This is a genomic window from Sphingomonas sp. 67-41 (genome assembly GCF_001899725.1).
In the GTDB taxonomy this organism is placed as follows: domain Bacteria; phylum Pseudomonadota; class Alphaproteobacteria; order Sphingomonadales; family Sphingomonadaceae; genus Sphingomonas; species Sphingomonas leidyi.
In genome coordinates this window covers 121,793-142,574 of sequence record NZ_MKWJ01000008.1, presented here as the reverse complement: position 1 = coordinate 142,574, position 20,782 = coordinate 121,793, and the positions used below count along the sequence as shown (strand labels likewise).

Below are 20,782 nucleotides of genomic sequence, written 5' to 3'. Positions count from 1 at the left end.
CGGGGGAAGGGAGCCATGGAACCGGTTACAGTCCAGGCCGAGAAAGTGACGGAGCCGCGGTCACGCATGCGCGGCTCCGTTCCCGGAAGCGGTGCGCGGCGCCGTGGTGGCGCGCATCACCAGTTCGGGAGTGAGGATCTCGCTGGCACGGTGCATGTCCTTGCCCTCGAGCAGGTCGATCAGCCGGGCGACGGCACGGGCGCCCATCTCGGCGATGTTCACGCGGACGGTGCTGAGCGAGAGATAGCGGGCGAGCGGCACGTCGTCGAAGCCGGCCACCGCGATGTCCTCGGGCACGCGGGTGCCGGCGTCGCGCAGCGCATGGAGGCAGCCGATCGCCATCATGTCGTTGGCGGCGAAGACGGCGTCGGTGCGCGTGGCGCTTGCCAGTATCGCGCGCGCGGCGGCTTCGCCGGCCTCCTCGTTGAAGTTGCCCGGCAGGATGCGCGGGGGCAGATGGTGGCGGGCGCAGACGGCGAGATAGCCCTCGGCGCGCTGGGCGGCGTCGAGATTGCCGTCGGGTCCGGCGATGTGGACGATGTGGCGATAGCCATTGGCGACGAGATGCTCGACCATCGCCTCGGCGCCCGCGCGATTGTCGAAGCGCAGCGCCGGACGGCCGGGCAGGTCGGCATGGCTGTTGAGCAGGATCGAGGGGAGCGCGGGCGGGATGGCCTGTTCGAGCGTCTCGGGCGCGATGTGCGGGGCCATGACGAGCAGGCCGTCGACGCGGCCGCGCATGGTGCGCAGCGCGACCGCCGCCTGGTCGCTGTCGTCATGCATGTTGGAGAGGAGGAGGAGATAGCCGCGCCGGCTCGCTTCCCTGTCCATGCCGCGGACGCATTCGGAGAAGAACTCGCCGTGCAGGTCCGGCAGGACGACGCCGATCGCGTGCGCGCGGGCCAGGCTGAGGCTGCGGGCGCCCGCATGGGGGACATAGCCGAGCTCGTTCGCCGCCTTGATCACTTTCTCGCGGGTTTCGGCGCGGACATTGTCGAGGCCGTTCAGCGCGCGCGACACCGACGCGACCGAAACTTCGGCGCGGCGTGCGACATCGCGGATGGTGGCCTCGCCCATTTCAGTCCCTTCTCCCCGATCGACGCGTGTTTTCCCGCGTTTCAGACCGCTTCGGCGATTGCAATACAACCCGTCCGCGAGTTATGTAACCGGTTACGGCGGGCGGCGACAAGCAAAAAAGTTTCGCGGCCGGCCGGGTGCAGACAATTTCCGTCGGCGTTCAGCGGCGGGCGTTCAGGAGAGGAAACGAGATGTTCGACACCAGGATTTCGCGACGCGCGGCTCTCATGGGAGCCGGAGCGGTCGCGGCCTGGGCCGCGAGCCCGGCGCGCGCGATGCTGCAGGCGGCGGGCAGCCTGCCGGTGCCCGCCTTCATCGATTCGCTGATCGCCAAGATGACGGTGGAGGAGAAGGCCGGGCAGCTCACCATCCTGCCCGCGGCCTGGGGCGGCGGCGTCGCCACCGCGCTCAATCCGCCCACCAACGGGCCGAGCTTCGAGCAGCAGCTGGAGGAAGTCGCGAAGATGCGGCTCACCGGCGTGTTCAACGGCAACGGCGCCGAGATGGCCCGCCGGATGCAGACCGTCGCGATGACCAGGGCGCGCCTCAAGATCCCGCTGCTCTTCGCCGCCGATGTGATCCATGGCCATCGTACGATCTTCCCGGTGCCGGTGGGCGAGGCGGCGGCGTTCGATCCCGATCTCGCCGAGCGCACCGCGCGCATGGCCTCGTACGAAGGCGCTGCGGCAGGCATCGACTGGACCTTCGCGCCGATGGTCGACATTGCGCGCGACCAGCGCTGGGGCCGCACCATGGAAGGCGCGGGCGAGGACACGCTGCTCGGCGAGGTCATCGCCGCGGCGCGGGTGCGCGGCTTCCAGGGCAAGGACCTGAAGGCGAACGACGCGATGCTGGCCTGCGCCAAGCATTTCGCCGCCTATGGCGCGGCCGAGGCCGGGCTCGACTATTCGACCGTCGACGTCTCCGAACGGACGCTGCGCGAAGTCTATCTGCCGCCCTTCAAGACTGCGTTCGACGAAGGCGCGCTCTCGGCGATGGCGTCGTTCAACGAGATTTCGGGCGTGCCCTCGACCGGCAGCGAATGGCTGATGCGCAAGATCCTGCGCGACGAATGGCGTTTCGAGGGCTTTGTCGTCTCCGACTATACCGGGGACATGGAAATGATCGACCACGGCTTTGCGGCGGACGCGCGCGAGGCGGCGAAGCTCGCCTTCCTGGCCGGCGTCGACATGAGCATGACCAGCGGCTTCTACCGCGACCATCTGCCCGATCTCGTCGCCAAGGGCGAAGTGCCGATCGCGCTGGTCGACGAATCGGTGCGCAAGGTCCTGGCGATGAAGGCCCGGCTCGGCCTGTTCGAGGATCCCTTCCGCCGGATCGACGCCAAGCGCGAAAAGGCGCGCTCGCGCACCAGGGAAGCGATCGCGCTGTCGCGCGAGAGCGGCCGCAAGTCGATCGTGATGCTCAAGAACGACGGCGACCTGCTGCCGCTGCCCAAGAGCGGCAAGAAGATCGCCATCATCGGGCCGTTCGCGGAAGGGAAGCGCGACATCAACGGGCCCTGGGTGGTCTATGGCGACAATGCGCTGGCGATCGACCTGGCCAGCGGCGTGCGCGGCGCGGTGGCGGACAAGGGCTCGGTGAGCGTGACGCTCGGCTCGGGCGTCGAGGCGCCGCTGCCCGGCGGCATCGCGGCGGCGGTGGCCGCGGCCAATGCGGCGGACGTGGTGATCCTGGCGATCGGCGAGAGCGAGAACATGTCGGGCGAGGCGCAGTCGCGCGCCGAGATCGTGATTCCCGCGCCGCAGATGGAACTTGCGGAAGCAGTGGCCCGGACGGGCAAGCCGATCGTGGTGGTGCTCAAGAACGGCCGGGCGCTGGCGCTGGACGGCGCGGTGCTGGCGGCGCCGGCGATCCTCGTCACCTGGTTCCTGGGCTCGGAGGGCGGCAACGCGACTGCCGATGTGCTGTTCGGCGACTACAGCCCGGCCGGGCGCCTGCCGTGCAGCTTCCCGCGCTCGCCCGGGCAGCAGCCCTATTACTACAACCACAAGCCGACGGGCCGGCCGAACCCGGAGGGGCCGCTCCAGCCGTACAAGGCGCATTATCGCGGCATCCCGAACTCGGCGCTGTTCCCGTTCGGGCACGGCCTGACCTATGGCAAGATCGGCTATTCGGACCTGTCGGTGCCGGGGACCCTGGCCTGGGACGGCGAGATCGCGGTTTCGGCGAAGATCACCAATTCGGGCAGCCGCGCAGTCGAGGAAGTGGTGCAGCTCTACATCCGCGACCGGGTGGCGAGCGTGACGCGGCCGGTGCGCGAGCTGAAGGCGTTCCGCAAGCTGGCGCTGGCGCCGGGGGCGAGCGAGACGGTGACGTTCAAGCTGCGCCGGGAACAGCTGCTGTTCATCGGCCGCGAGAACAAGCCGACGGTGGAGCCGGGGCTGTTCGACCTGTGGATCGCGCCGTCGGCGGAAGCCGAGGGCGTGAAGGCGCAGTTCACGCTGGCGGCCTGATCTCCTGGATCCTCCCTCGCGAGGCGGGGGAGGATCTATTCGGAACGCCCCTCCAGGTCCTTCACGATCCGGGCATGCGCGCCCTTGCCCAGCGGGTTGAGCAGCATCAGCACGCACGACAGCGCCAGGAACGCCAGCGGCACCAGCGCGATGGTGATGCGCATCGCGGCGAGGGTCGCCTCGCTCTGCCGGACGTTGGCGACATAGCCGGCCGCGTCGAAGCCGCTTGCGAGCAGCAGCGTGGCGACGCCGATCGCGATGCGCTGGAGCAGCGCGGCCATGCCGAACACTGCGCCTTCGACGCGCAGGCCGGTGGCCTTCTCGCCATATTCCACCGTGTTGGGCAGCATCGCCCAATAGGCGAAGTGCAGCCCGACGATCAGCGCCTGCATCGCCACCAGGAAGAGCTGCATCGGCGCGGCCCGGTCGATATGCGCGCCGGCGAACAGCACCAGCCCCGCCATGCAGAAGCCGGCGGCCAGGAACCATAGCCCGCGCGTGCCGAGCAGGCGCTGGAGCAGCATCCAGAGCGGCACCGCCGCCGCGCCGACCACGCCCATCCAGGCAAGCGCGCTCTGCCCCGCCACGTCGTCGCCGACGAAGTACTTGAAATAATAGAGCACCGATTTGTTGAGGATCGTCACCGCGACGATCATCGCCATCATCGCGAGGTTGAGCGTGACGAAGGCACGATTGGCGGCGAGGCTGGCGAGGCTGGCCGCGATCGAGGGGGGCTGGGTGCGCGCGGGCACGACCTGCTCGCGGTAGCTGGCGCCGACCAGCACGAGGATCGCGGTGCCCAGGATCGCGAACAGGATCGCCGCGCCGAGATAGGCCTGGGCGGGAACCGCGCTGCCGCTCAGCCAGGCGCCGAGCGGCAGCGTCCCGCGCGCGACCAGCACCGCCGCCATCGTGCCGAACAGCATGCGCATGCCGGCCAGGAAGGCGCGGTCGCGGCTGTCGCTGCTCACCCGTGCGCTCATCGCCAGATAGGGCACGTTCACCGCGGCATAGGCGGTGCGGAAGAGCAGGTGGCCGGCGAAGATCGTCGCGATGCCCCACCATCCGCTTGCAAGGGGCGGCATATAGGTGAGGACGAAGGCGAGCCCCAGCGGGATGCTGCCCAGCATCAGGAAGCGGCCATAACCGCGCCCGGGCTCGCGCCGGTCGGCGATCGCGCCGGCGAGGAAATTGGCGAGCCCGTCCCATACCGAGGCGATGGTGTAGATCGCGGCGGCCCGCGCCACCGGCAGGTCGAGCGCCTCGGTGTAATAGAAGAGCAGGAAGAGCATGATGCTCTGCCAGTAGAGGTTGAAGGCGAAGTCCCCGAAGGCGAAGAGCAGCAGCCGGAGGCGTGCCGGCGCGGCGCGGAGGCGGACGATCATCGGGCCTGTCTAGCGCGGCGCGGGCGCCCCCGTCACGGGCTTATCGCGCGTGCGCCAGGCAGGGGGGCGCGGCACGCGTCGACGGGCGGGCTTGCGCGGCGGTCCGGGCTCCGGATACGGCTGTCGTGCCGGGGAACGGCGGGCGGCGTTGGAGGTGTGCGATGGACATTCGGCCGGCCGACATCCGACGAGTCGAATGTCTCGACGGACTGCGCGGGCTGGCGGCGCTCTGGGTGCTGTTCGGGCACCTGGTGATCCTCACCGGCTTCCGCCTGCCGGTGCTGAGCAAGCCCGATCTCGGCGTCGACCTGTTCATCCTGCTCTCCGGCTTCCTGATGGTGTTCCAGTATCGGCTGCGCGCCGGTGCGGAGGATTGGCGTGCGCCCGGCACCTGGGCGGCGTTCTGGGCGCGCCGCTTCTTTCGCCTCGCGCCGCTTTTCTACGTGGCGCTGGCGGCGGCGCTGCTCGCCGGGCCGGCCCTCTATGCCGACCGGGTGGCGATCGACAGCTTCCTGGGCCAGCCGCTCCAGCCGCGCGAGCGCTATGCCGATGCGAGCCTCGCCAATATCGCGGCGCATGCGAGTTTCGTGTTCGGCCTGCTTCCCGACTATGCCTTCCGCACTCCGCTGCCGGACTGGAGCCTGGGGCTGGAGATGCAGTTCTACGCTGCCTTTCCGTTCCTGGTGCTGCTCGCGCGGCGGATCGGCTGGGTGCCGGCGGCGCTGGTCGCGGCGGGTGCGGCGCTGGGGCTGGCGGTGATCGCGCATCGGCTGGGGCTCGATTTCCCGATGCCCGCCTTCCTGCCGCTCAAGCTGCATCTCTTCCTGTGCGGCATGCTGATCGCTGCCGATCCCGGGCCGGGCCGGGGGCGGATCGGCGTCCATCTCGTCGTGGCGATGCTGCTCGCGGTGATGCCGGTGGGGGGCGATCACGACCTGCTGCATATCGTCGTGCGCGAGGCGCTGGTGCTGGGCTTCTTCGCGCTCGTCCATCTGCGTTCGCTGGGCGCCGTCGACCGGGTCGCGCGGTTGCTGGGCGGCAAGCTGTTCCACTGGCTGGGGGAGCTTTCCTATGGCGCCTATCTTATCCACTTGCTGATCCTGTATCCGGTCGCGGCGGGCGTGATCGCGCGTTTCGGCGCCGGGCTTGGCGCGGCCGGGCGATTCGCATTGACCGGCGCGATCGTGGTGCCGGCCACCTATGTCCTCGCCTATGTCACCTACAGGCTGGTCGAGTTGCCCGGGCAGCGTCTGGGCAAGGCCGTGATCGCCCGGGTCGCCGGCGACCGGATGCGCGCGCGCCAGACCCTGCCCGAGGAGATCGCGGCGCCCTGACCGGGATGCGCAGGCGCGCGCCCGCGCGAACGCGAGTGAGGGTTCGCGGTATCGGGGTCATGGCTGAGGGCAGGGCCCCGAAAGGGGCGGATCGGCGATCGATCGATGAAATGGTCGGGGCGACAGGATTCGAACCTGCGACCCCCACACCCCCAGTGTGATGCGCTACCAGGCTGCGCTACGCCCCGACCAAGGGTGCGCCCTCTAGGCCGGACCGGCGCGGGATGCAACCCATGGGCGACAATAGTTGCGCCGGGGTGTGCCGCATGTTAGCGCGCCGCGCTTGAACGGTGCGGATTCCTCCGCCCATAACAATAATAATCAGGACCCCATGCTCATCACGCCAGCACATGCACAGGCCGCAGGCGCGGCAGCCCAGGCCAACCCGATGGGCGGCGTCCTCGGACTTGCGCCGCTCGTCCTCATCTTCGTCGCCTTCTACTTCCTGATGATTCGCCCGCAGCAGAAGCGGATGAAGGATCTTCAGAACGCCGTGAACGCCGTGAAGAAGGGCGATCAGGTCGTCACCGGCGGCGGGCTGCTCGGCAAGGTGACCAAGGTCGACGAGACCGAAGTCGAGATCGAGCTCGCTCCCAATGTGAAGGTCCGCGCGATCAAGGCCACGCTCACCAGCGTGATGCCGGCCGGCGGCGCGAAGCCCGCGAACGACTGATGCTCGACTTTCCCCGCTGGAAGATCACGACGATCCTGGTCGGCATCGCGATCATGATCGCGCTGTCGATTCCGAGCTTCTTCCCGAAGAGCGCGCGCGACCATTGGCCGAGCTGGGTGCCCAAGCCGGCGATCAACCTCGGCCTGGACCTCGCCGGCGGCAGCTTCCTGCTGTTCGAGGCGAACACCGACGACGTGCGCCAGGCCAAGCTGACGCAGATGCAGGATCAGGTCCGCGCCGAGATGCGCAAGGACCCGAAGATCGACATCGGCGACATCTCGATCCAGGGCGGCAAGGTCAGCTTCATGCTGCGCGACCCGACCAAGGTCGATGCCGCGCGCGAGAAGCTGCTGGCGATCACCGGCACGGGCGTGGGCACCACCGGCCAGCGCCAGTGGGACGTCGCCGTGGTCAATTCGTCGCAATTCGTGCTGACGCCGACCGAGGCGGGGATCAACGAAGCGATCGATACCGCGATGGGCGATGCCCGCGAAGTGATCGAGACGCGCATCAACGCGCTCGGCACGGTCGAGCCGACGGTGGTGCGCGAAGGCACCAACCGCATCGTCGTGCAGGTGCCGGGCCTGCAGAACCCGACCGCGCTCAAGGCGCTGATCGGCCAGACCGCGGTGCTCGAGTTCCGCCTGGTCGATGTCAACGCCGATCAGAACGCGGTGCAGCGCGGCGAGGCGCCCGCCGGCGATGTGATCATGCCGTACCAGGCGGGCGGCAAGGTCGCCGTGCAGCGCCAGGTGATGATCAGCGGCGACATGCTCGTCGACGCCAAGCAGACCTATGACCCGCAGACCGGCGCCCCCGGCGTCACGCTGCAGCTCAACGGTGCCGGCTCGAAGCGCTTCGCCAAGGTGACGCAGGAGAATAGCGGCAAGCCGTTCGCGATCATCATCGACGGCGTCGTGATCTCGGCCCCGAACATCAACGAGCCGATCCTGGGCGGCAGCGCCGTGATCAACGGCGGCTTCACGGTGGAGAGCGCCAACCAGCTCGCGATCGCGCTGCGCTCGGGCAAGCTGCCGGTGAAGCTGAAAGTGGTGCAGGAGTCGACGGTGAGCCCCGAACTCGGCGCCGATTCGATCCGCGCCGGCGTCACGGCCTCGATCATCGCGGTGATCGCGGTGATCGCGTTCATGATCCTCACCTATGGCCGCTTCGGCATCTACGCCACGCTGGCGGTGATCATCAACGTGCTGGTCATCCTGGCGGTGATGGGGCTGCTCAACGCCACGCTGACGCTGCCGGGCATCGCCGGCTTCGTGCTGACGATCGGCACCGCGGTGGACGCGAACGTGCTGATCAACGAGCGCATCCGCGAGGAGCGGCGGCGCGGGCGCAGCGTGAGCCAGGCGGTCGAGCTCGGCTACAAGGAAGCCAGCCGGACGATCTTCGAGGCGAACGTGACGCACGCGATCGCCGGCCTGATCATGGTGATCCTGGGCTCCGGGCCGGTGCGCGGCTTCGCGGTCGTGCTGCTGATCGGCATCGCGACTTCGGTGTTCACCGCCGTCGTGTTCACCCGCATGCTCGTCACGATCTGGTTGCGCCGTAACCGGCCGACCGAAATCCACATTTAACGGAAGCGACGCGCATGCGGCTCCTCAAGATCATTCCCGACAATACGAACATCGGGTTCGTACGCGTCCGCTTCATCGCCTTCGCGGTCACCACCTTGCTCACCATCGCCGCCGTGGCGCTGGTGGCGATCCATGGGCTCAACATGGGCGTCGATTTCGTCGGCGGCGTCTCCATCGAGGAGAAGTTCGCCAGCCCGCCGCATCTCGACCAGGTGCGCGAGACGGTGAACGAGCTCGGGTTCGGCGAGGCTGCGCTCCAGCAGCTGGGCGGCCAGAACACGGTGACGATCCGCCTGCCGGTCCCGCATTCGACCACGCCCGACGCGGTCGACAAGATGGTGGAGACGGTGAAGACGGCGCTGGCGGCGAAGTTCCCGGGCGCGACCTTCAGCACCTATTCCACCGTCTCGGGCAAGGTCTCGGGCGAGCTGGTGAACAAGGGCATCCTGGCCGTGGTGCTGGCGATCATCGGCATCGCGATCTTCTCGTGGTTCCGCTACGAATGGCAGTTCGGCATCTCGACCGCGGTGGCGATCATCCACGACGTGCTGATGGCGCTCGGCTTCTTCGCGGTCACCGGCATGGTGTTCGACCTGAACATCGTCGCCGCGGTGCTGACGATCATCGGCTATTCGATCAACGACAAGATGGTGATCGACGATCGCATCCGCGAGAACATGCGCAAATACCGCAAGATGGGGATGAGCGAGCTCATCGACCTTTCGGTCAACGAGACGCTGCCCCGCACGGTGATGACTTCGCTGACGATCATGCTGGCGCTCGCTTCGCTGCTGATCTTCGGTGGCCCGGTGCTGCGCGGCTTCACCGCCGCCATGATGCTCGGCATCGTCGTCGGCACCTATTCGTCGATCTATGTCTCGTCGTCGCTGCTGATCACGCTGGGGCTGAAGCCGGGCCCGCGCGAGGAGAAGCCCTCGCCGGCGAGCGGCGCCGAGCGCGTCCGCTGAGCCGATGGAAGTGAAGCGCGCCAGCGCGGAGGGGCCGGTCATCTCCGGCTTCTCCGGGCGCGGCTTTCGCGTCGACGAGGGCGTCTATGAAGGGCTGCTCATCACGCCCGAGCGCGCCGACGGATGGGCGCCGCCGCCGATCGCCGAATTGACCGAGGCCGATCTCGCGCCCCTGCTGGGCCTGGAGCCCCGGCCCGAATTCCTGCTGCTCGGCACCGGCAGGACTTTGGTGCGGCCGCCGCGGGCATTGGCCGAGGCGCTGGGCGCCAGGGGCATCGGCATCGAGGCGATGGACAGCCGCGCCGCGGCCCGTGCCTGGGGCGTGCTGCGCGCCGAACTGCGCTGGATCGCCGGGGCGCTCTACCCGCTGGACTAGTTTCCCGGAGGGGAGGCTTTCCGCATCGCTCGAACATTGGGTATGCTGCCCGGAAAGGGAGAGGCAGCATGATGATTCTCGCGCTCGCGCTGGCCATGGCCGCTGGGTCGGACACGCCGGACTATCGCAATTCCGCCAACTGGCTCTGCCGGCCCGGCCGGCAGGATGCGTGTGCAGCGGACCTCTCCACCACGGTGGTCACCGCCGATGGCGCGCGCCGCGTCGAGCCGTTCAAGGCTGCGCGTGCGCCCCAGTTCGATTGCTTCTACGTCTATCCTACCATCTCGCTCGACCCGACGCCCAATAGCGACATGATCCCGGGCCCCGAGGAGAAGCGCGTCGCCCAGTTCCAGGTGGCGCGGTTCGGCGCCAATTGCCGGGTGTTCGCGCCGGTCTATCGCCAGGTCACGCTCACCGCGCTCAGGAGCCTCATGGGCGGCGGCGCGCCGGCGATCGACCGCGACATGGCGTATCGCGACGTGAAGGCGGCCTGGGACGACTATATGGCCCATGACAACAAGGGGCGCGGCGTGGTGCTGATCGGGCACAGCCAGGGCTCGCTGATCCTCACCCAGCTCGTCGCCCGCGAAATCGACGGCAAGCCCGCGCAGAAGCAGCTGGTCTCGGCGATGCTGATCGGCAGCTCGGTACCGGTCCCGATCGGCAAGGACGTGGGCGGCATATTCCCGACGATCCCGCTGTGCCGCAGCGCCGATCAGGCCGGATGCGTGGTCACCTATGCGAGCTTCCGCGCCGACTCGCCGCCGCCGGCTGGCAGCCGCTTCGCCAGGGGCGACAGGCCCGGCGTCGAGGCGGGCTGCACCAACCCGGCGGCGCTGGGCGGCGGCAGGGCGGTGGCGCATGCCTATCTCAATGCCGGGGGCAACATGCTGATCCCGGGCCCGGCCGAGGCCTGGAGCAAGGACGGCGCGCCCGTCGCCACGCCCTTTGTCAGCGTGCCGGGGCTGATCTCCACCGAGTGCGTCGACAGGGACGGCTTCAACTATCTCGCGGTGACGGTGAACGCGGATCCGGCGGATGCGCGCACCGACACCATTCCCGGCGACGTGAAGGTGGGCAACGCGATCCTGAAGGACTGGGGCCTGCACCTGATCGACATGAACCTGGCGCAGGGCGACCTGGTCGACCTGACCGCGCGCCAGTATCGTGCCTGGGCGAAGAAGCGCTAGGCGCGGCCTAGCTTCTTTCATCGTCATCCCCGCCTGCGCGGGGATGACGGCATAAAATCAGATACTTGTTTGGATTTCCAACCTAGCGCGCCGGGGAGATGCGCATCAGCAGCTGGCGCCAGAAGGGAATGGAGATCAGCGCGACCTGGCCGAGGAACGGCACGACAAGGCTGACGACGAAGGCAGTGACCGAGCCGAGGAACGCCGCCAGCCCGCGCTGGCGGATCATCCTGCGGTGCTGCTCCGACACATGCTCGCCCACCACCGGCGGCGCGGTGAGGATGCGCTGGACGATGATATTGAAGATCGAGATCAGCACCATCCAGCCGCAATAGAAGGCCGTCGGCACGCGGTGGCCGAAATACTCCGCCGTGAAGGCAGTGAAGAAGGGCATCGCCGCGATCGTGCTGAGCAGGAGCAGATTGGGTGCGAACAGCACCGGGCTCCACTGGCGGGCGCAATCGAAGGCGCGGTGATGCCCGGCCCAGAAGGCGCCGATCGCGAAGAACGAGACGAAGAAGCCGATGAAATTGGGGATCAGCTTGTTCAGCGCCTCGAGGAACGCGGCATCGGTATAGGGTGCGGTGATGTGCGGCACATGGATCTCGATCACCAGCAACGTGATCGCGATCGCGAACACCGCGTCGGAAAAGAACGCCATGCGCTCGAGACCGTGCGCCGGCCCCTCGGCGTGCGGTTTGTCTTTCATCGATACTCCCCCTCTGGTTCGGCAGCGTGCCTAGCAGAGGATCAGCGCGTCGTCTTGGGCGGCGTCGTCTTGGCGCGGCGCGTGGTGGCGCGCGGCGTGGTGGCCGGCGCCTTGGCCGCCGCGGCCTTGCGCGGTTTCGGCGCCGGCTTGGGTGCCGATAGGGTCGCGGGGGCCGGCTTGGCTGGAGCCGCCTTGGGCTTTGCCGCGGTCTTGGGCGCCGCCGGCTTGGCCTCGGCCTTGGTTGCGGGCGCCTTGGCGGCGGCCGGCGTCGCGGGCGTCTTGGCCGCGGATGCGGGCTTGGCCGCACGCTTCGACGGCGCCTTGGCGGCCGGCTTCGCGGCGACGGTGCGCGTGCGCTTCGCCACCGGCTTGGCCGCGGCAGGGGCCGATGCGGGCGTCGGGGCGGGCGGGGAAGCGGGAGCGGCCGCTTCCTCGGCCTTCTCGCTGGGCTTGAGCTTGGCGGCCAGTGCGACCAGGCCCGCGGCGAGCAGATCGTTCACCACCGGATGCTTGGCCAGCGCGTCAAGCTGCCTGCGCAGTTCCTTGGGCAGTTTCATCCCGGCGATGCTCTTGGGAAGAAAGCCCTTCTTCTCGGGCTTGGTATCGCCGGCCCGCTTGTCCTTCTTGCCCGCCATCACTCGGTCTCCACCGCTGGTAACTTCACTGTCATGAATGTCACGGACCGACGCCGCCTAGTCAACGCGGAAAAGAATCACTCCTCTTCCGCTTCCCAATCGGGTTCGAACTCTATCTCCAGGTCGCCCGGGCCGATCGGCGTCTCGGGCGGCTGCTCCGCCTGGGGCAGGATGTAGTAGACGAGCGGCGGCGCTTCGGCGGGCCGCTCGGGCAGGTTGCGAAAAGGGTCCATCGTCCATCTCTCTCCGTTACGCCCCGGGCACGAACGGCGGGCGGGGCGAAGCGGTTCCCTCAGGTGCCGTGGCGGCGATCGACGAGGCGCTGGAGAAACGCGTGGAGGCGGGTGCTGTTGGCGGCCCAGGTGAACGGCGCGGCGACGGCGCGGGTGTCGGCCGGAGCGGGCGGCGCCGCGATCAGCGCGCCCAGGGCTTCGGCAAAGGCGGCGGGGGTGCGCGGAACGATGCTGCCGGCTGCTGGCGCCGTGACCACCTGGCGGGCCCCCCCCACATCGGGGACGACGATCGGGGTGCCGCTCGCCAGCGCCTCGAGCCATGCATTGGCGAGGCCCTCGCGTTCCGAGGCAAGCGCCATCGCATCGGCGGCGGCGAGCGCGGCGGCGACGCGATCGGGAGGGATCGAGCCGAGCAGCCGCACGCGGTCGCCCAGGCCGAGCTGCTCGATCCGCGCCTCGAGCCGCTTGCGATCGGGACCTTCTCCGGCGATCCACAGCGTGACGCCGGGAAGCGTCGAGACAGCGTCAATGACGATATCGTGCCCCTTGATCGGAATCAGCGCGCCGACCGAGAGGACGAGCGGCCCGTTGATGCCGAGCTCCGCCTTGGCGGCGGCACGGTCGCGGGGCGCGAAGCGGGCCAGGTCGACGCCGGTGGCGATCGTCTCGACCTTCTCGCCCGGAATGCCCATGGCGATCATGTCGGCGTGCAGTGCATCGCTCACCGAGAGCACGCCGTCCGCCCTCCGGCCGGCGGCGATCACCTGTGGCCCGATGGTCTTGCGCCGGCCCCAGTCATGGATGTCGGAGCCGCGCGCCTTGATCGACACGGGCACGCCGATGCGCTCGCCGAGCAGGACCGCGGCGGGGCCGTCGGGGAAGAAGAACTCGGCGGAGATCACGTCGAACGGGAACTCCCCGCGGATGGCGCGGAGCAGCGGGGCGAGCGCGGCGGCGAGGGCCCGGGCATGGAAGCGGCCGCCGGTGCCCGGCAGGTTGCGGAAGCGGGGGCGGTGGACCGTCAGTCCATTCCAGGTCTCGCGCTCCGGCAGGGCGGCGAGACGGGCGTAGCGGGAAAGCCGTGCCAGCGGCCAGGGCGGCAGGCCGAGCGGGGCGACGACACGCACTTCCACATCCTCCCGCTCCGCCAGCGCCCGGGTCTGGCGCTCGACGAAGATGCCGAAATTGGGGCGCGACGCATCGGGGAAGAGCGTCGAGAGGACGAGCACGCGGAGCATGTTCCCGCCTATAGCCGGCAAGGGTTAATGGGCCGCTCGCCATGCAAAAACGGTTCGCCCGGCGCGTTCTCCGGGCGAACCGTTTCCTGTTGCCGGCAGGGGATCAGCGGCAGCGGCGCTTGCCGCTGCGCTCGATCTCGCGGCCCGCCACCGCGCCAGCCGCGGCACCGAGCAGCGTGCCGACGGTGCGGTCGCCGCGCGTGTCGATCGTGCGGCCGACCAGCGCGCCGGCCACGCCGCCGACCACCAGGCCGGTGGTGCCGTCGGGCTTGCGGCAATAGCTGCGGCCGTCACGCCCGCGCCACTCGCGATAGGCATAGCGCTTGCGATCGCGGCGATCCTGCGACCAGTTGCCGTCGACGCCGGCCTTGGCGATGGCGGCGGCGTTGGCCGCGACCGGAACCACCGCGACGGACGGCACGGCCACGGCGATCGCGCCGAGCGCGAGAATGAATTTCCGCATGTTACACTCCTGATGCACTTTGGGGCAAACCGGGAACCTAACGTTTCGGTTCCGAACTAGTTTCATGAACGGAAGACAACATATCGTTCATCGGAAGGAAGGAAAATGGACGAAGCGCGGGCGATCATCGAGCGGCTGCAACTGGTGCCCCATCCCGAAGGCGGCTGGTATCGCGAGACCTGGCGAGCGGCGCCGGGCGCGGACGGGCGGGCCGGGGGCACCGCGATCCATTTCCTGCTCGAGCGGGGCCAGCGCTCGCACTGGCACCGGGTGGATGCCGACGAATGGTGGCTCTGGCACGCCGGCAGCCCGCTCGCGCTCCACATCGCCGACGCGGCGGACCGCGATCCGGCGACGACCCGGCTTGGCGGCGACGTGACCGCCGGCTATGCGCCCCAGTGCCTGGTCCCGGCGAATCGCTGGCAGGCGACCGAGGCGCCGCACGGATGGGCGCTGGTGAGCTGCATCGTCGTTCCCGGCTTCGATTTCGCCGGGTTCGAATTGGCGCCTCCCAATTGGTCCCCGCGCAATAATATTGCCTAGTTGTCCACGTTATCCACAGTCTTCACAAGTCTGCAGGGGTATTTCGCGCTTTGCGCGACTCGGGTTCGATGACACCATCATGACTGTAGACGGAACGGTCCGGCGGCGGGAAACCAAAGCAAGATCAGAGGTTTACACGGGCCGGAAACGGTGCAGGTGCCTTCGGGAAACCGCATTCGGAGATGGTTCGGGGATGCGAGGCCCCGGAAGTTGCGAAGCCGAAGTGCCGCCCAGGCGCTGCCGAGGTTTCGAGGGACGCCGGAGCACGGTTCGGCCGGAAGCGGAGGGTGCTGCGCAAGCATCGCCCGAGGCGGAAGGACGAAGCGGAAAGGGGTTGGAACCCTGGTTCGCGGAAAGGGGTGCGCAAGCGCCCGGTTTCGGGAGCGAAGGAACGGCCTGCCGGGAGATTGGCCAGCCGGACGCGCTGCGCAAGCGATGCGGAAGGACCTGGAGGGATCGAGCGGAGAGAAGCATCCAGCAAGGCTTCCGATTTCCGGCCCCCGGCCGAAGAGACGAAGCGGGCCGCCGAGGCTGGTAACCGCAACTCCCTTTCGGGGTGAGTGGACAACGGCCAGCCTCGACGACCGACCCGAGGTTCGCATGCCCTTGCCGGCGCGAGCCGAGGATGCCGCCGAAACCATGCCGACGATCCGTCCGGATCCACGGCAGCAGTCCGGCGACACGGGGCCTGGCAGCAATGCCGGGCCCCTTTTGCGTTGCGCGGCGCCGCCCGGCCGAGGTTCGGAACCCGGGTCGGGACACATTCAGCGGAGCCCGTCACTCCCCCGCAGGCGGGGGTGACGAAGGAAATCGAGGTCTTAGCCCCAGCTCGACAACTCAGGCACCTGTCCGCAGCCCGACGCATGCCCCACATGGCGCCGGCAAGGCAGGCGAAATCCTGCATTGCAGGCACCGGGCAAGCGCCGGGACGGCGCGGCGATCAGAGCAGGGTCGCGTCGAGGCTGCTCTCCGCCTTGAGCAGCTTGGAGACCGGGCAATTGGCATGGGCACCGGCGGCCAGTGCCTCGAACTGCGCCTGGGCCAGGCCGGGGACGCTGGCCCTGAGCGTCAGGTCCGAGCGGGTGATGGTGAAGCCGTCGCCATCCTGCTCGAGCTTCACCGCGGCGCGCGTTTCCAGCGAGCCTTCGCTGAAGCCGGCCCGGGCCAGGGCGAAGCTCAGCGCCATGGTGAAGCAGCCGGCATGGGCGGCGGCGACCAGTTCCTCGGGATTGGTGCCGGGCTCGTCGGCGAAGCGCGTGTTGAAGCCATAGAACTGGTCGGTCAGAACGCCCGACTGGGTGGTGATATGGCCCTTGCCCTCCTTGCCGAAGCCTTCGTAGCGGGCAGTCGCGGTACGGGTCGTCATGGCATGCATCTCCCTCTTTGCCGGGCCCCTGATCTAGGGAATCCGGGGCCCGGCTTGAAGGCCGTCCGTTCGGGCTAGCGGCAGCGCGCCTCGCCCTTCTCGACCGACGAGCCTACCGCGCCGCCGGCCGCCGCGCCAAGCAGCGCGCCGAGCAGCTCCGAGCCGCCCGGTGCGATCGCCGCGCCGAGCAGGCCGCCGGCCACGCCGCCGACCACCAGGCCGGTGGTCCCGTCCGAGCGGCGGCAATAATAGCGGCCGTCCTGGCCCCGATAGACACGGTCGTTCCGGCCCAGCCGATATTCGCGATAGCCGCGGCCCTCGCGATAATAGCGATCGGCATAATAGCCGCCATATGACGGATCCGGACGGTTATAGTCATAGTCGCGATAGCCATAGCCGCCGCCGGGCCGCGTGTCGTAATCGGTACAGCCGGCAAGCGCCGTCGTGGCCGCCAGGCCGAGGATCAGGATGCGCATCGGTCTCTCCTCCGTGAACCCGCTCGCCTGGGGGAATGCACGGGGGGCGGAAAAGGTTTCGCCTCCATCACGAAATTGGTGGGCGGCGGGGCCGGCGCTTCGCCGCCCCGCCGCTTGCGTCAGCTCTTCTCCTTGCCGGTGCAGGCGCCGGCGCGCCTCGCGTCGATCGTCATCGCCATGGTGCCGGCCTGGCCGCCGCTGGAGGTCACTTCGGTGTGATAGGAATCGGGGGAATAGGTGCCCTTGATCGTCATGTCGCGCTTCTGGCCGGCGGTCTCGCAGGTCATCTTCGCGTCGATCGTGCCGCCGGCCATGGTGAAGTGATCGTAGCGGCAGCTCTTGTCGCCGCCGAACATGCCCGCCTTGGGCGACTTGACGTCGGCCTCGGTCACGCAGCTGGCGAACTCCTGGCCCTTCATCATCTTGTCCTTCATCGTCTTCGCCATTTCGGGCGGCATCTTGTCCATGCCCGGCATGTCGAGATTGGTGATGGTGACCTTGCCGTCCCAATGGCCCGGCGAGATGAAGCTGCCGGAGCCCTGGGCCGCGGCAACCTTGTTCGAGACTTCCTCGACCGAGGCATTCTCGGCCGTGACCTTGGGCCCGGAATTACAGGCGGCAAGGACCAGCGGCAGCAGCATGATGAAGCGCTTCATCGGAATCCCCTCTTTCAGTTGACCTGCCCCGGACGGGGCTATGCCTTGAACGCGGAAAAACGGCATGTGGCCCCGGCCCCGCGCTCGACTGGGCGCACGAGGAGACCGGATGGACGGAAGCGTTATGGAAAGGGATGGGCCGGGGCCAGGCCGAAAGCCGGCCCCGGAAGAAAGCGCCGGCTCCTAGCCGAGCACCTCGATCGCCGCGGCGCGGGCAATGGCGCGCTGACGCTGGCTGGTCTCGAGGGGGAAGAGGCGGCGGTGCGGCGGCACAAAGGCCTGGAAGGGCCGGCTGGCGCCGCGGATAATCTGGGTTTCGTGTATTCGATTGAAAAAGTTCATGTAGTTTCCTGTGTTGTTGATCGGATGGCCGGACTGGCCGCCTCTCGTGCAATGCGCGAGCTGACGGTTCGTTCCTGGCGGACGGCCATTTCAAGCCATGCCGCTTCTGCCCGCAGCCGCTGTTCGCGGACATTTTCGAGCGTGGCGGCATCGGCCTCGGCACGGCATTTCGCCGCCTGAGCCCGGAAATCGGGTTGGTTTGCCACGGGTGCGTTCTCCAAGAGAGGACGTTGGGGTGGCGGCGCCCCCGCAAGGGAGCGGAAGACGCCGCCGACGGCCGAAGCCGCCTGTCGGAGTCCGTTATTCAGCCGGCGACAGATTGGCGGCCGACGGGCGGCCGCGCTTGTCGTTCTCCAGCTCGTAGGTGACGCGCTGGTTCTGGCTGAGCGTGCTCATGCCCGAACGCTCGACGGCGCTGATATGGACGAAGTGATCGTCCTTGCCGCCGTCGGGCGAGATGAAGCCGAAGCCCTTCGTCGCATCGAAGAACTTGACGGTGCCGGTATAGCTCATGTGCTTTCTTCCTCATGTTATCGGCCGCGCCCAGTGCGAGCGGACCTCGCGCTGCAAGGGGCAGATGGAAGGAAGAAGGGGCCGCAAAGCGCCGAAAACCGTCGAAATGCGACTGTAGCATCTAGTATGTGGGGAGCGGGGGCCGAAAGCGCAACCCCCCGGCCATGACGGCACCGTCCCGCCGGCCGTCTCGATGCCTGTGCGAGCCGCGATTCCCGCCGCGTGATCGCCGTCACGCGTGCCGGTGCCGGGCCGGCGCTATCCCCCGGGGCGGAAGGCCTGGCCTTCGTTCAGGGAGAAGAGACATGAGCTACAGGATCGCATTGGCCGCCGCCGCGGCCGCCCTGCTGGTGCCGATGGGCGTGCAGGCACAAGAGACCCTCGCCCCCAGCGAGCTGGCGCGCGACGCGCTGCCGGCCGATGCCGATACCGCCCGGATCGAGATCGCCCGCGCGGACCTGGCCGGAGCGATCGGCACCTGGTCCGGCGTGCGCAACTGCGGTGACGCGGCACGGGTGAAGGGGCTGATGCAGGCGGCGTTCGACCGCTGGATCGGCCAGCAGGTGCAGGCGCGGCCGGGCAGGCTGCTGATCACCTATGGCTGGGAATCGAGCAGCTGGTCATATCGCAACGGCAGGAGGCCCTGGCCCAGCAATGCGCGATACTGCCGGGGCAGCTTCGGCAGCGCCAAGGTCTATGCGCGCTTCTATTGAGCGAGGGGAGGGGCAACCTGCCCCTCTCCCCAACCCTCGCCCCGGGGCGGGAAGAGGAAGCGCTATTCCGGGGCCACGGGCTCCTTCCGTGCACGCCTCCCTTGACGTTGACGCTGAAACGGCCGGGCTTGCGGCCCCGCGCCTGGGTCTCGGGGAACCCCGGGGACCCGTCATGGATGCTGGTGAAGCGCCGGCATAGATCGCCGGGTTCGAGCGCGGGGTGTGGCCGATCGGCGACTGGTCGATGGCTGCGCTGCCTGGCGAAGGTGACCTGCTTCTTGCTTGATCAGCCCAGCGGACGGATGTTGCGCAGGGCTTGGCAATCGCGAACTGGAAAATTCGCGTGCAATGTTGGATTATGCCTGAAAGTTCTCTCTTTGTTCCGATGATGGTGCCGTGCCTATCGGAAACCGAGGAGGCTTGCATGTTATTTAATGTAAAGGATTTTGGTGCAATCGGTGACGGCGTTACCGACGACACTCCAGCGTTTCAGCTGGTTGCATCGACGATAGATTCCCTGAATGGTGGCGTCGTCTATATCCCCCGCGGCACTTATCTGTTGACCGACCATTTCGCGTTCTCCACCGGCAACCTGCATATCTATGGCGACGGGATCGGTCTTTCGACGATTCTGGTCGGTGCGTGGATAGACGGCATTCGTGTCGCCAATGGCTATCCCGCTGCCGTTGCGGTGGTCGACGACGTTCTTATCGAAAATCTTTCGATCAACGGCAACCGTTCCAATTATACGCCCGGCCCCAGCGATACCCATGGGAACGGCATCAATTTGAATGCAGTGAACCGCGTGACGGTCCGGAACTGTGAGGTCTACGATGTTGCTGAGCAGGGCATCGTCTCCACCTATTGGAACGCGACCGAGCTCTGCGACCATCTCGTCATCGACAACAACATCGTCCGTGATTGCCAAACGAGCCGGATTTCGATCGGTCTGGAAGGACGGGTTCGCGCCTCCCGCGTGACCAACAACACCGTGATCGGCAATCGCGGAATCGGCATTTATGTCGGCCACAATACCGGTTCCGGAGAAAACGGAGAAGTCATCGTCGGTCACAATCGGGTCGAAGGTGCAGCCTCGGAATACGCGGTCGGCATCTACATCGAGGATTATGTCTTCGATTGCCTCGTGACCTCGAACATCGTGGTCAACAACAATATCGGCATCCGCGCCTCTGTGAATACCGGTCCGACGGCGCGCCATCAGCTCAACAACAACACGATTCTGCAATGGACGCAGTTCGGGATCATCAATTTCCCGCTCACCGGGGCGGATCGATCCTTCACCCAGATCGCGACAAACCGAATCTACACCGATGTTGCCGAGGAGGGCAGCGTGGCAATTGTGGCGAGTGCTGGCACCAGCGTCCAGGCGAACATGATCCGGGCGACGGGGCCAGGCAACGCGATCGGCATCGCGGCGGCGGGCGATGGCGTTCGCTTCATTTCGAACGATATCGATGTCGAGGGCTATTCGTTGAGCGATGCTGGCAAGGCGGATGTCGTTGCGCTGTCGAACTTCATCACCACGGACGTGAACTTCGCCAGCAGTTCCACCCAGGCTTCGGCAAACCTCGGCGCCACGCCTATACGGTGGACGCGCGCCAATCTGGGAGCGGTGGTGTCGACGCTCGGCTTGCCGACGACAGCGGGCGTTACCGGGCTGGTGTATCACGACACATCGACCAACACGCTGAAAGTCAGCTAGTACGAGGTGATCGCGCCATTGCCGCCCGCCGGTGGAGACTTGTGGGGCTTAGCGGAGTGTTACGTATGAAGGAAAGCGTAGCGGGGGGCATCACCCCCGC

General features: G+C 67.8%; 23 protein-coding genes and 1 tRNA gene. 10 read left to right on the top strand and 14 right to left on the bottom strand.

Annotation, left to right across the window (positions count from 1 at the left end; all coding sequences use genetic code 11):
* Nucleotides 1-60: 60 nt before the first annotated feature.
* Nucleotides 61-1,077 (bottom strand): LacI family DNA-binding transcriptional regulator, encoded by a 1,017-nt coding sequence (locus tag BGP17_RS04595; RefSeq protein WP_286711150.1) that lies wholly within the window; start codon nucleotides 1,075-1,077, stop codon nucleotides 61-63.
* Nucleotides 1,078-1,268: 191 nt separating this feature from the next.
* On the opposite strand from BGP17_RS04595, the gene BGP17_RS04590 reads away from it, so the two are divergent.
* Nucleotides 1,269-3,554 carry a glycoside hydrolase family 3 N-terminal domain-containing protein gene (locus tag BGP17_RS04590; RefSeq protein WP_286711149.1) on the top strand — a complete coding sequence of 762 codons (2,286 nt, stop codon included), beginning with the start codon at nucleotides 1,269-1,271 and terminating at the stop codon, nucleotides 3,552-3,554.
* Between the two features lie 35 nt (nucleotides 3,555-3,589).
* Here the strand turns inward: BGP17_RS04590 and BGP17_RS04585 are convergent, their stop codons facing one another.
* A complete protein-coding gene (locus BGP17_RS04585) occupies nucleotides 3,590-4,939 on the bottom strand; it encodes an MFS transporter (protein WP_286711148.1) in 1,350 nt (449 codons plus the stop codon).
* A gap of 161 nt (nucleotides 4,940-5,100) precedes the next feature.
* On the opposite strand from BGP17_RS04585, the gene BGP17_RS04580 reads away from it, so the two are divergent.
* Nucleotides 5,101-6,273, top strand: a complete 1,173-nt coding sequence (locus BGP17_RS04580; RefSeq protein ID WP_286711147.1) for an acyltransferase family protein — start codon at nucleotides 5,101-5,103, stop codon at nucleotides 6,271-6,273.
* Between the two features lie 111 nt (nucleotides 6,274-6,384).
* Here the strand turns inward: BGP17_RS04580 and BGP17_RS04575 are convergent.
* Nucleotides 6,385-6,461: transfer RNA gene (locus BGP17_RS04575), tRNA-Pro, on the bottom strand.
* Between the two features lie 143 nt (nucleotides 6,462-6,604).
* On the opposite strand from BGP17_RS04575, the gene yajC reads away from it, so the two are divergent.
* From yajC to BGP17_RS04550, 5 genes are all read left to right on the top strand, one after another.
* A complete protein-coding gene (gene yajC / locus BGP17_RS04570) occupies nucleotides 6,605-6,946 on the top strand; it encodes a preprotein translocase subunit YajC (RefSeq protein ID WP_086130725.1) in 342 nt (113 codons plus the stop codon).
* A complete protein-coding gene (secD, locus tag BGP17_RS04565; protein WP_286711146.1) occupies nucleotides 6,946-8,538 on the top strand; it encodes a protein translocase subunit SecD in 1,593 nt (530 codons plus the stop codon). Before yajC ends, secD begins: the two co-directional genes overlap by 1 nt.
* A gap of 14 nt (nucleotides 8,539-8,552) precedes the next feature.
* Complete coding sequence (gene secF, locus BGP17_RS04560) at nucleotides 8,553-9,506, top strand: protein translocase subunit SecF (RefSeq protein WP_286711145.1); 954 nt, start codon at nucleotides 8,553-8,555, stop codon at nucleotides 9,504-9,506.
* Nucleotides 9,507-9,510: 4 nt separating this feature from the next.
* Nucleotides 9,511-9,882 carry an Mth938-like domain-containing protein gene (locus tag BGP17_RS04555; RefSeq protein ID WP_086130728.1) on the top strand — a complete coding sequence of 124 codons (372 nt, stop codon included), beginning with the start codon at nucleotides 9,511-9,513 and terminating at the stop codon, nucleotides 9,880-9,882.
* Between the two features lie 68 nt (nucleotides 9,883-9,950).
* Nucleotides 9,951-11,072, top strand: a complete 1,122-nt coding sequence (locus tag BGP17_RS04550; RefSeq protein ID WP_286711144.1) for a DUF3089 domain-containing protein — start codon at nucleotides 9,951-9,953, stop codon at nucleotides 11,070-11,072.
* A gap of 82 nt (nucleotides 11,073-11,154) precedes the next feature.
* On the opposite strand, the gene BGP17_RS04545 is transcribed toward BGP17_RS04550, so the two are convergent.
* The 5 genes from BGP17_RS04545 to BGP17_RS04525 all read right to left on the bottom strand — a co-directional run bounded on the left by BGP17_RS04545 (nucleotide 11,155) and on the right by BGP17_RS04525 (nucleotide 14,350).
* The gene (locus BGP17_RS04545; protein ID WP_167301528.1) at nucleotides 11,155-11,781 is read right to left on the bottom strand and encodes a TMEM175 family protein; all 627 of its coding nucleotides are present in this window, start codon (nucleotides 11,779-11,781) and stop codon (nucleotides 11,155-11,157) included.
* A gap of 41 nt (nucleotides 11,782-11,822) precedes the next feature.
* On the bottom strand, nucleotides 11,823-12,416 hold the full coding sequence (locus BGP17_RS04540) for a hypothetical protein (protein ID WP_286711143.1): 594 nt from the start codon (nucleotides 12,414-12,416) through the stop codon (nucleotides 11,823-11,825).
* 77 nt (nucleotides 12,417-12,493) lie between these two features.
* Nucleotides 12,494-12,649: a hypothetical protein gene (locus BGP17_RS04535; RefSeq protein WP_167301527.1), complete on the bottom strand. Its 156-nt coding sequence runs from the start codon at nucleotides 12,647-12,649 to the stop codon at nucleotides 12,494-12,496.
* 59 nt (nucleotides 12,650-12,708) lie between these two features.
* The gene (locus tag BGP17_RS04530; RefSeq protein WP_286711142.1) at nucleotides 12,709-13,887 is read right to left on the bottom strand and encodes a glycosyltransferase; all 1,179 of its coding nucleotides are present in this window, start codon (nucleotides 13,885-13,887) and stop codon (nucleotides 12,709-12,711) included.
* Nucleotides 13,888-13,990: 103 nt separating this feature from the next.
* Nucleotides 13,991-14,350, bottom strand: a complete 360-nt coding sequence (locus tag BGP17_RS04525) for a glycine zipper 2TM domain-containing protein (protein WP_167301525.1) — start codon at nucleotides 14,348-14,350, stop codon at nucleotides 13,991-13,993.
* A gap of 105 nt (nucleotides 14,351-14,455) precedes the next feature.
* Between BGP17_RS04525 and BGP17_RS04520 the strand changes: the two genes are divergently transcribed.
* Entirely contained in the window at nucleotides 14,456-14,893 is a 438-nt protein-coding gene (locus BGP17_RS04520; RefSeq protein ID WP_286711141.1) for a cupin domain-containing protein, read from the top strand.
* 940 nt (nucleotides 14,894-15,833) lie between these two features.
* Here BGP17_RS04520 and BGP17_RS04515 read toward each other — a convergent pair.
* From BGP17_RS04515 to BGP17_RS04490, 6 genes are all read right to left on the bottom strand, one after another.
* Nucleotides 15,834-16,259, bottom strand: coding sequence for an OsmC family protein (locus BGP17_RS04515; RefSeq protein WP_167301523.1), 426 nt, complete (start codon nucleotides 16,257-16,259; stop codon nucleotides 15,834-15,836).
* A 74-nt stretch (nucleotides 16,260-16,333) separates the two neighbouring features.
* Entirely contained in the window at nucleotides 16,334-16,735 is a 402-nt protein-coding gene (locus BGP17_RS04510) for a glycine zipper 2TM domain-containing protein (RefSeq protein ID WP_086130735.1), read from the bottom strand.
* A gap of 119 nt (nucleotides 16,736-16,854) precedes the next feature.
* Nucleotides 16,855-17,391, bottom strand: a complete 537-nt coding sequence (locus BGP17_RS04505; protein ID WP_286711140.1) for a DUF3617 domain-containing protein — start codon at nucleotides 17,389-17,391, stop codon at nucleotides 16,855-16,857.
* A gap of 183 nt (nucleotides 17,392-17,574) precedes the next feature.
* A complete protein-coding gene (locus tag BGP17_RS04500) occupies nucleotides 17,575-17,733 on the bottom strand; it encodes a hypothetical protein (protein WP_167301521.1) in 159 nt (52 codons plus the stop codon).
* Complete coding sequence (locus BGP17_RS04495) at nucleotides 17,730-17,939, bottom strand: hypothetical protein (RefSeq protein WP_167301520.1); 210 nt, start codon at nucleotides 17,937-17,939, stop codon at nucleotides 17,730-17,732. Before BGP17_RS04495 ends, BGP17_RS04500 begins: the two co-directional genes overlap by 4 nt.
* A gap of 94 nt (nucleotides 17,940-18,033) precedes the next feature.
* Nucleotides 18,034-18,246: a cold-shock protein gene (locus BGP17_RS04490; RefSeq protein ID WP_286711139.1), complete on the bottom strand. Its 213-nt coding sequence runs from the start codon at nucleotides 18,244-18,246 to the stop codon at nucleotides 18,034-18,036.
* Between the two features lie 305 nt (nucleotides 18,247-18,551).
* Here BGP17_RS04490 and BGP17_RS04485 point away from each other — a divergent pair, with 305 nt between their 5' ends.
* Both BGP17_RS04485 and BGP17_RS04480 read left to right on the top strand, forming a co-directional pair.
* Complete coding sequence (locus tag BGP17_RS04485; protein WP_286711138.1) at nucleotides 18,552-18,959, top strand: hypothetical protein; 408 nt, start codon at nucleotides 18,552-18,554, stop codon at nucleotides 18,957-18,959.
* A gap of 424 nt (nucleotides 18,960-19,383) precedes the next feature.
* Nucleotides 19,384-20,682 (top strand): glycosyl hydrolase family 28-related protein, encoded by a 1,299-nt coding sequence (locus BGP17_RS04480; RefSeq protein WP_286711137.1) that lies wholly within the window; start codon nucleotides 19,384-19,386, stop codon nucleotides 20,680-20,682.
* Nucleotides 20,683-20,782: the final 100 nt, after the last annotated feature.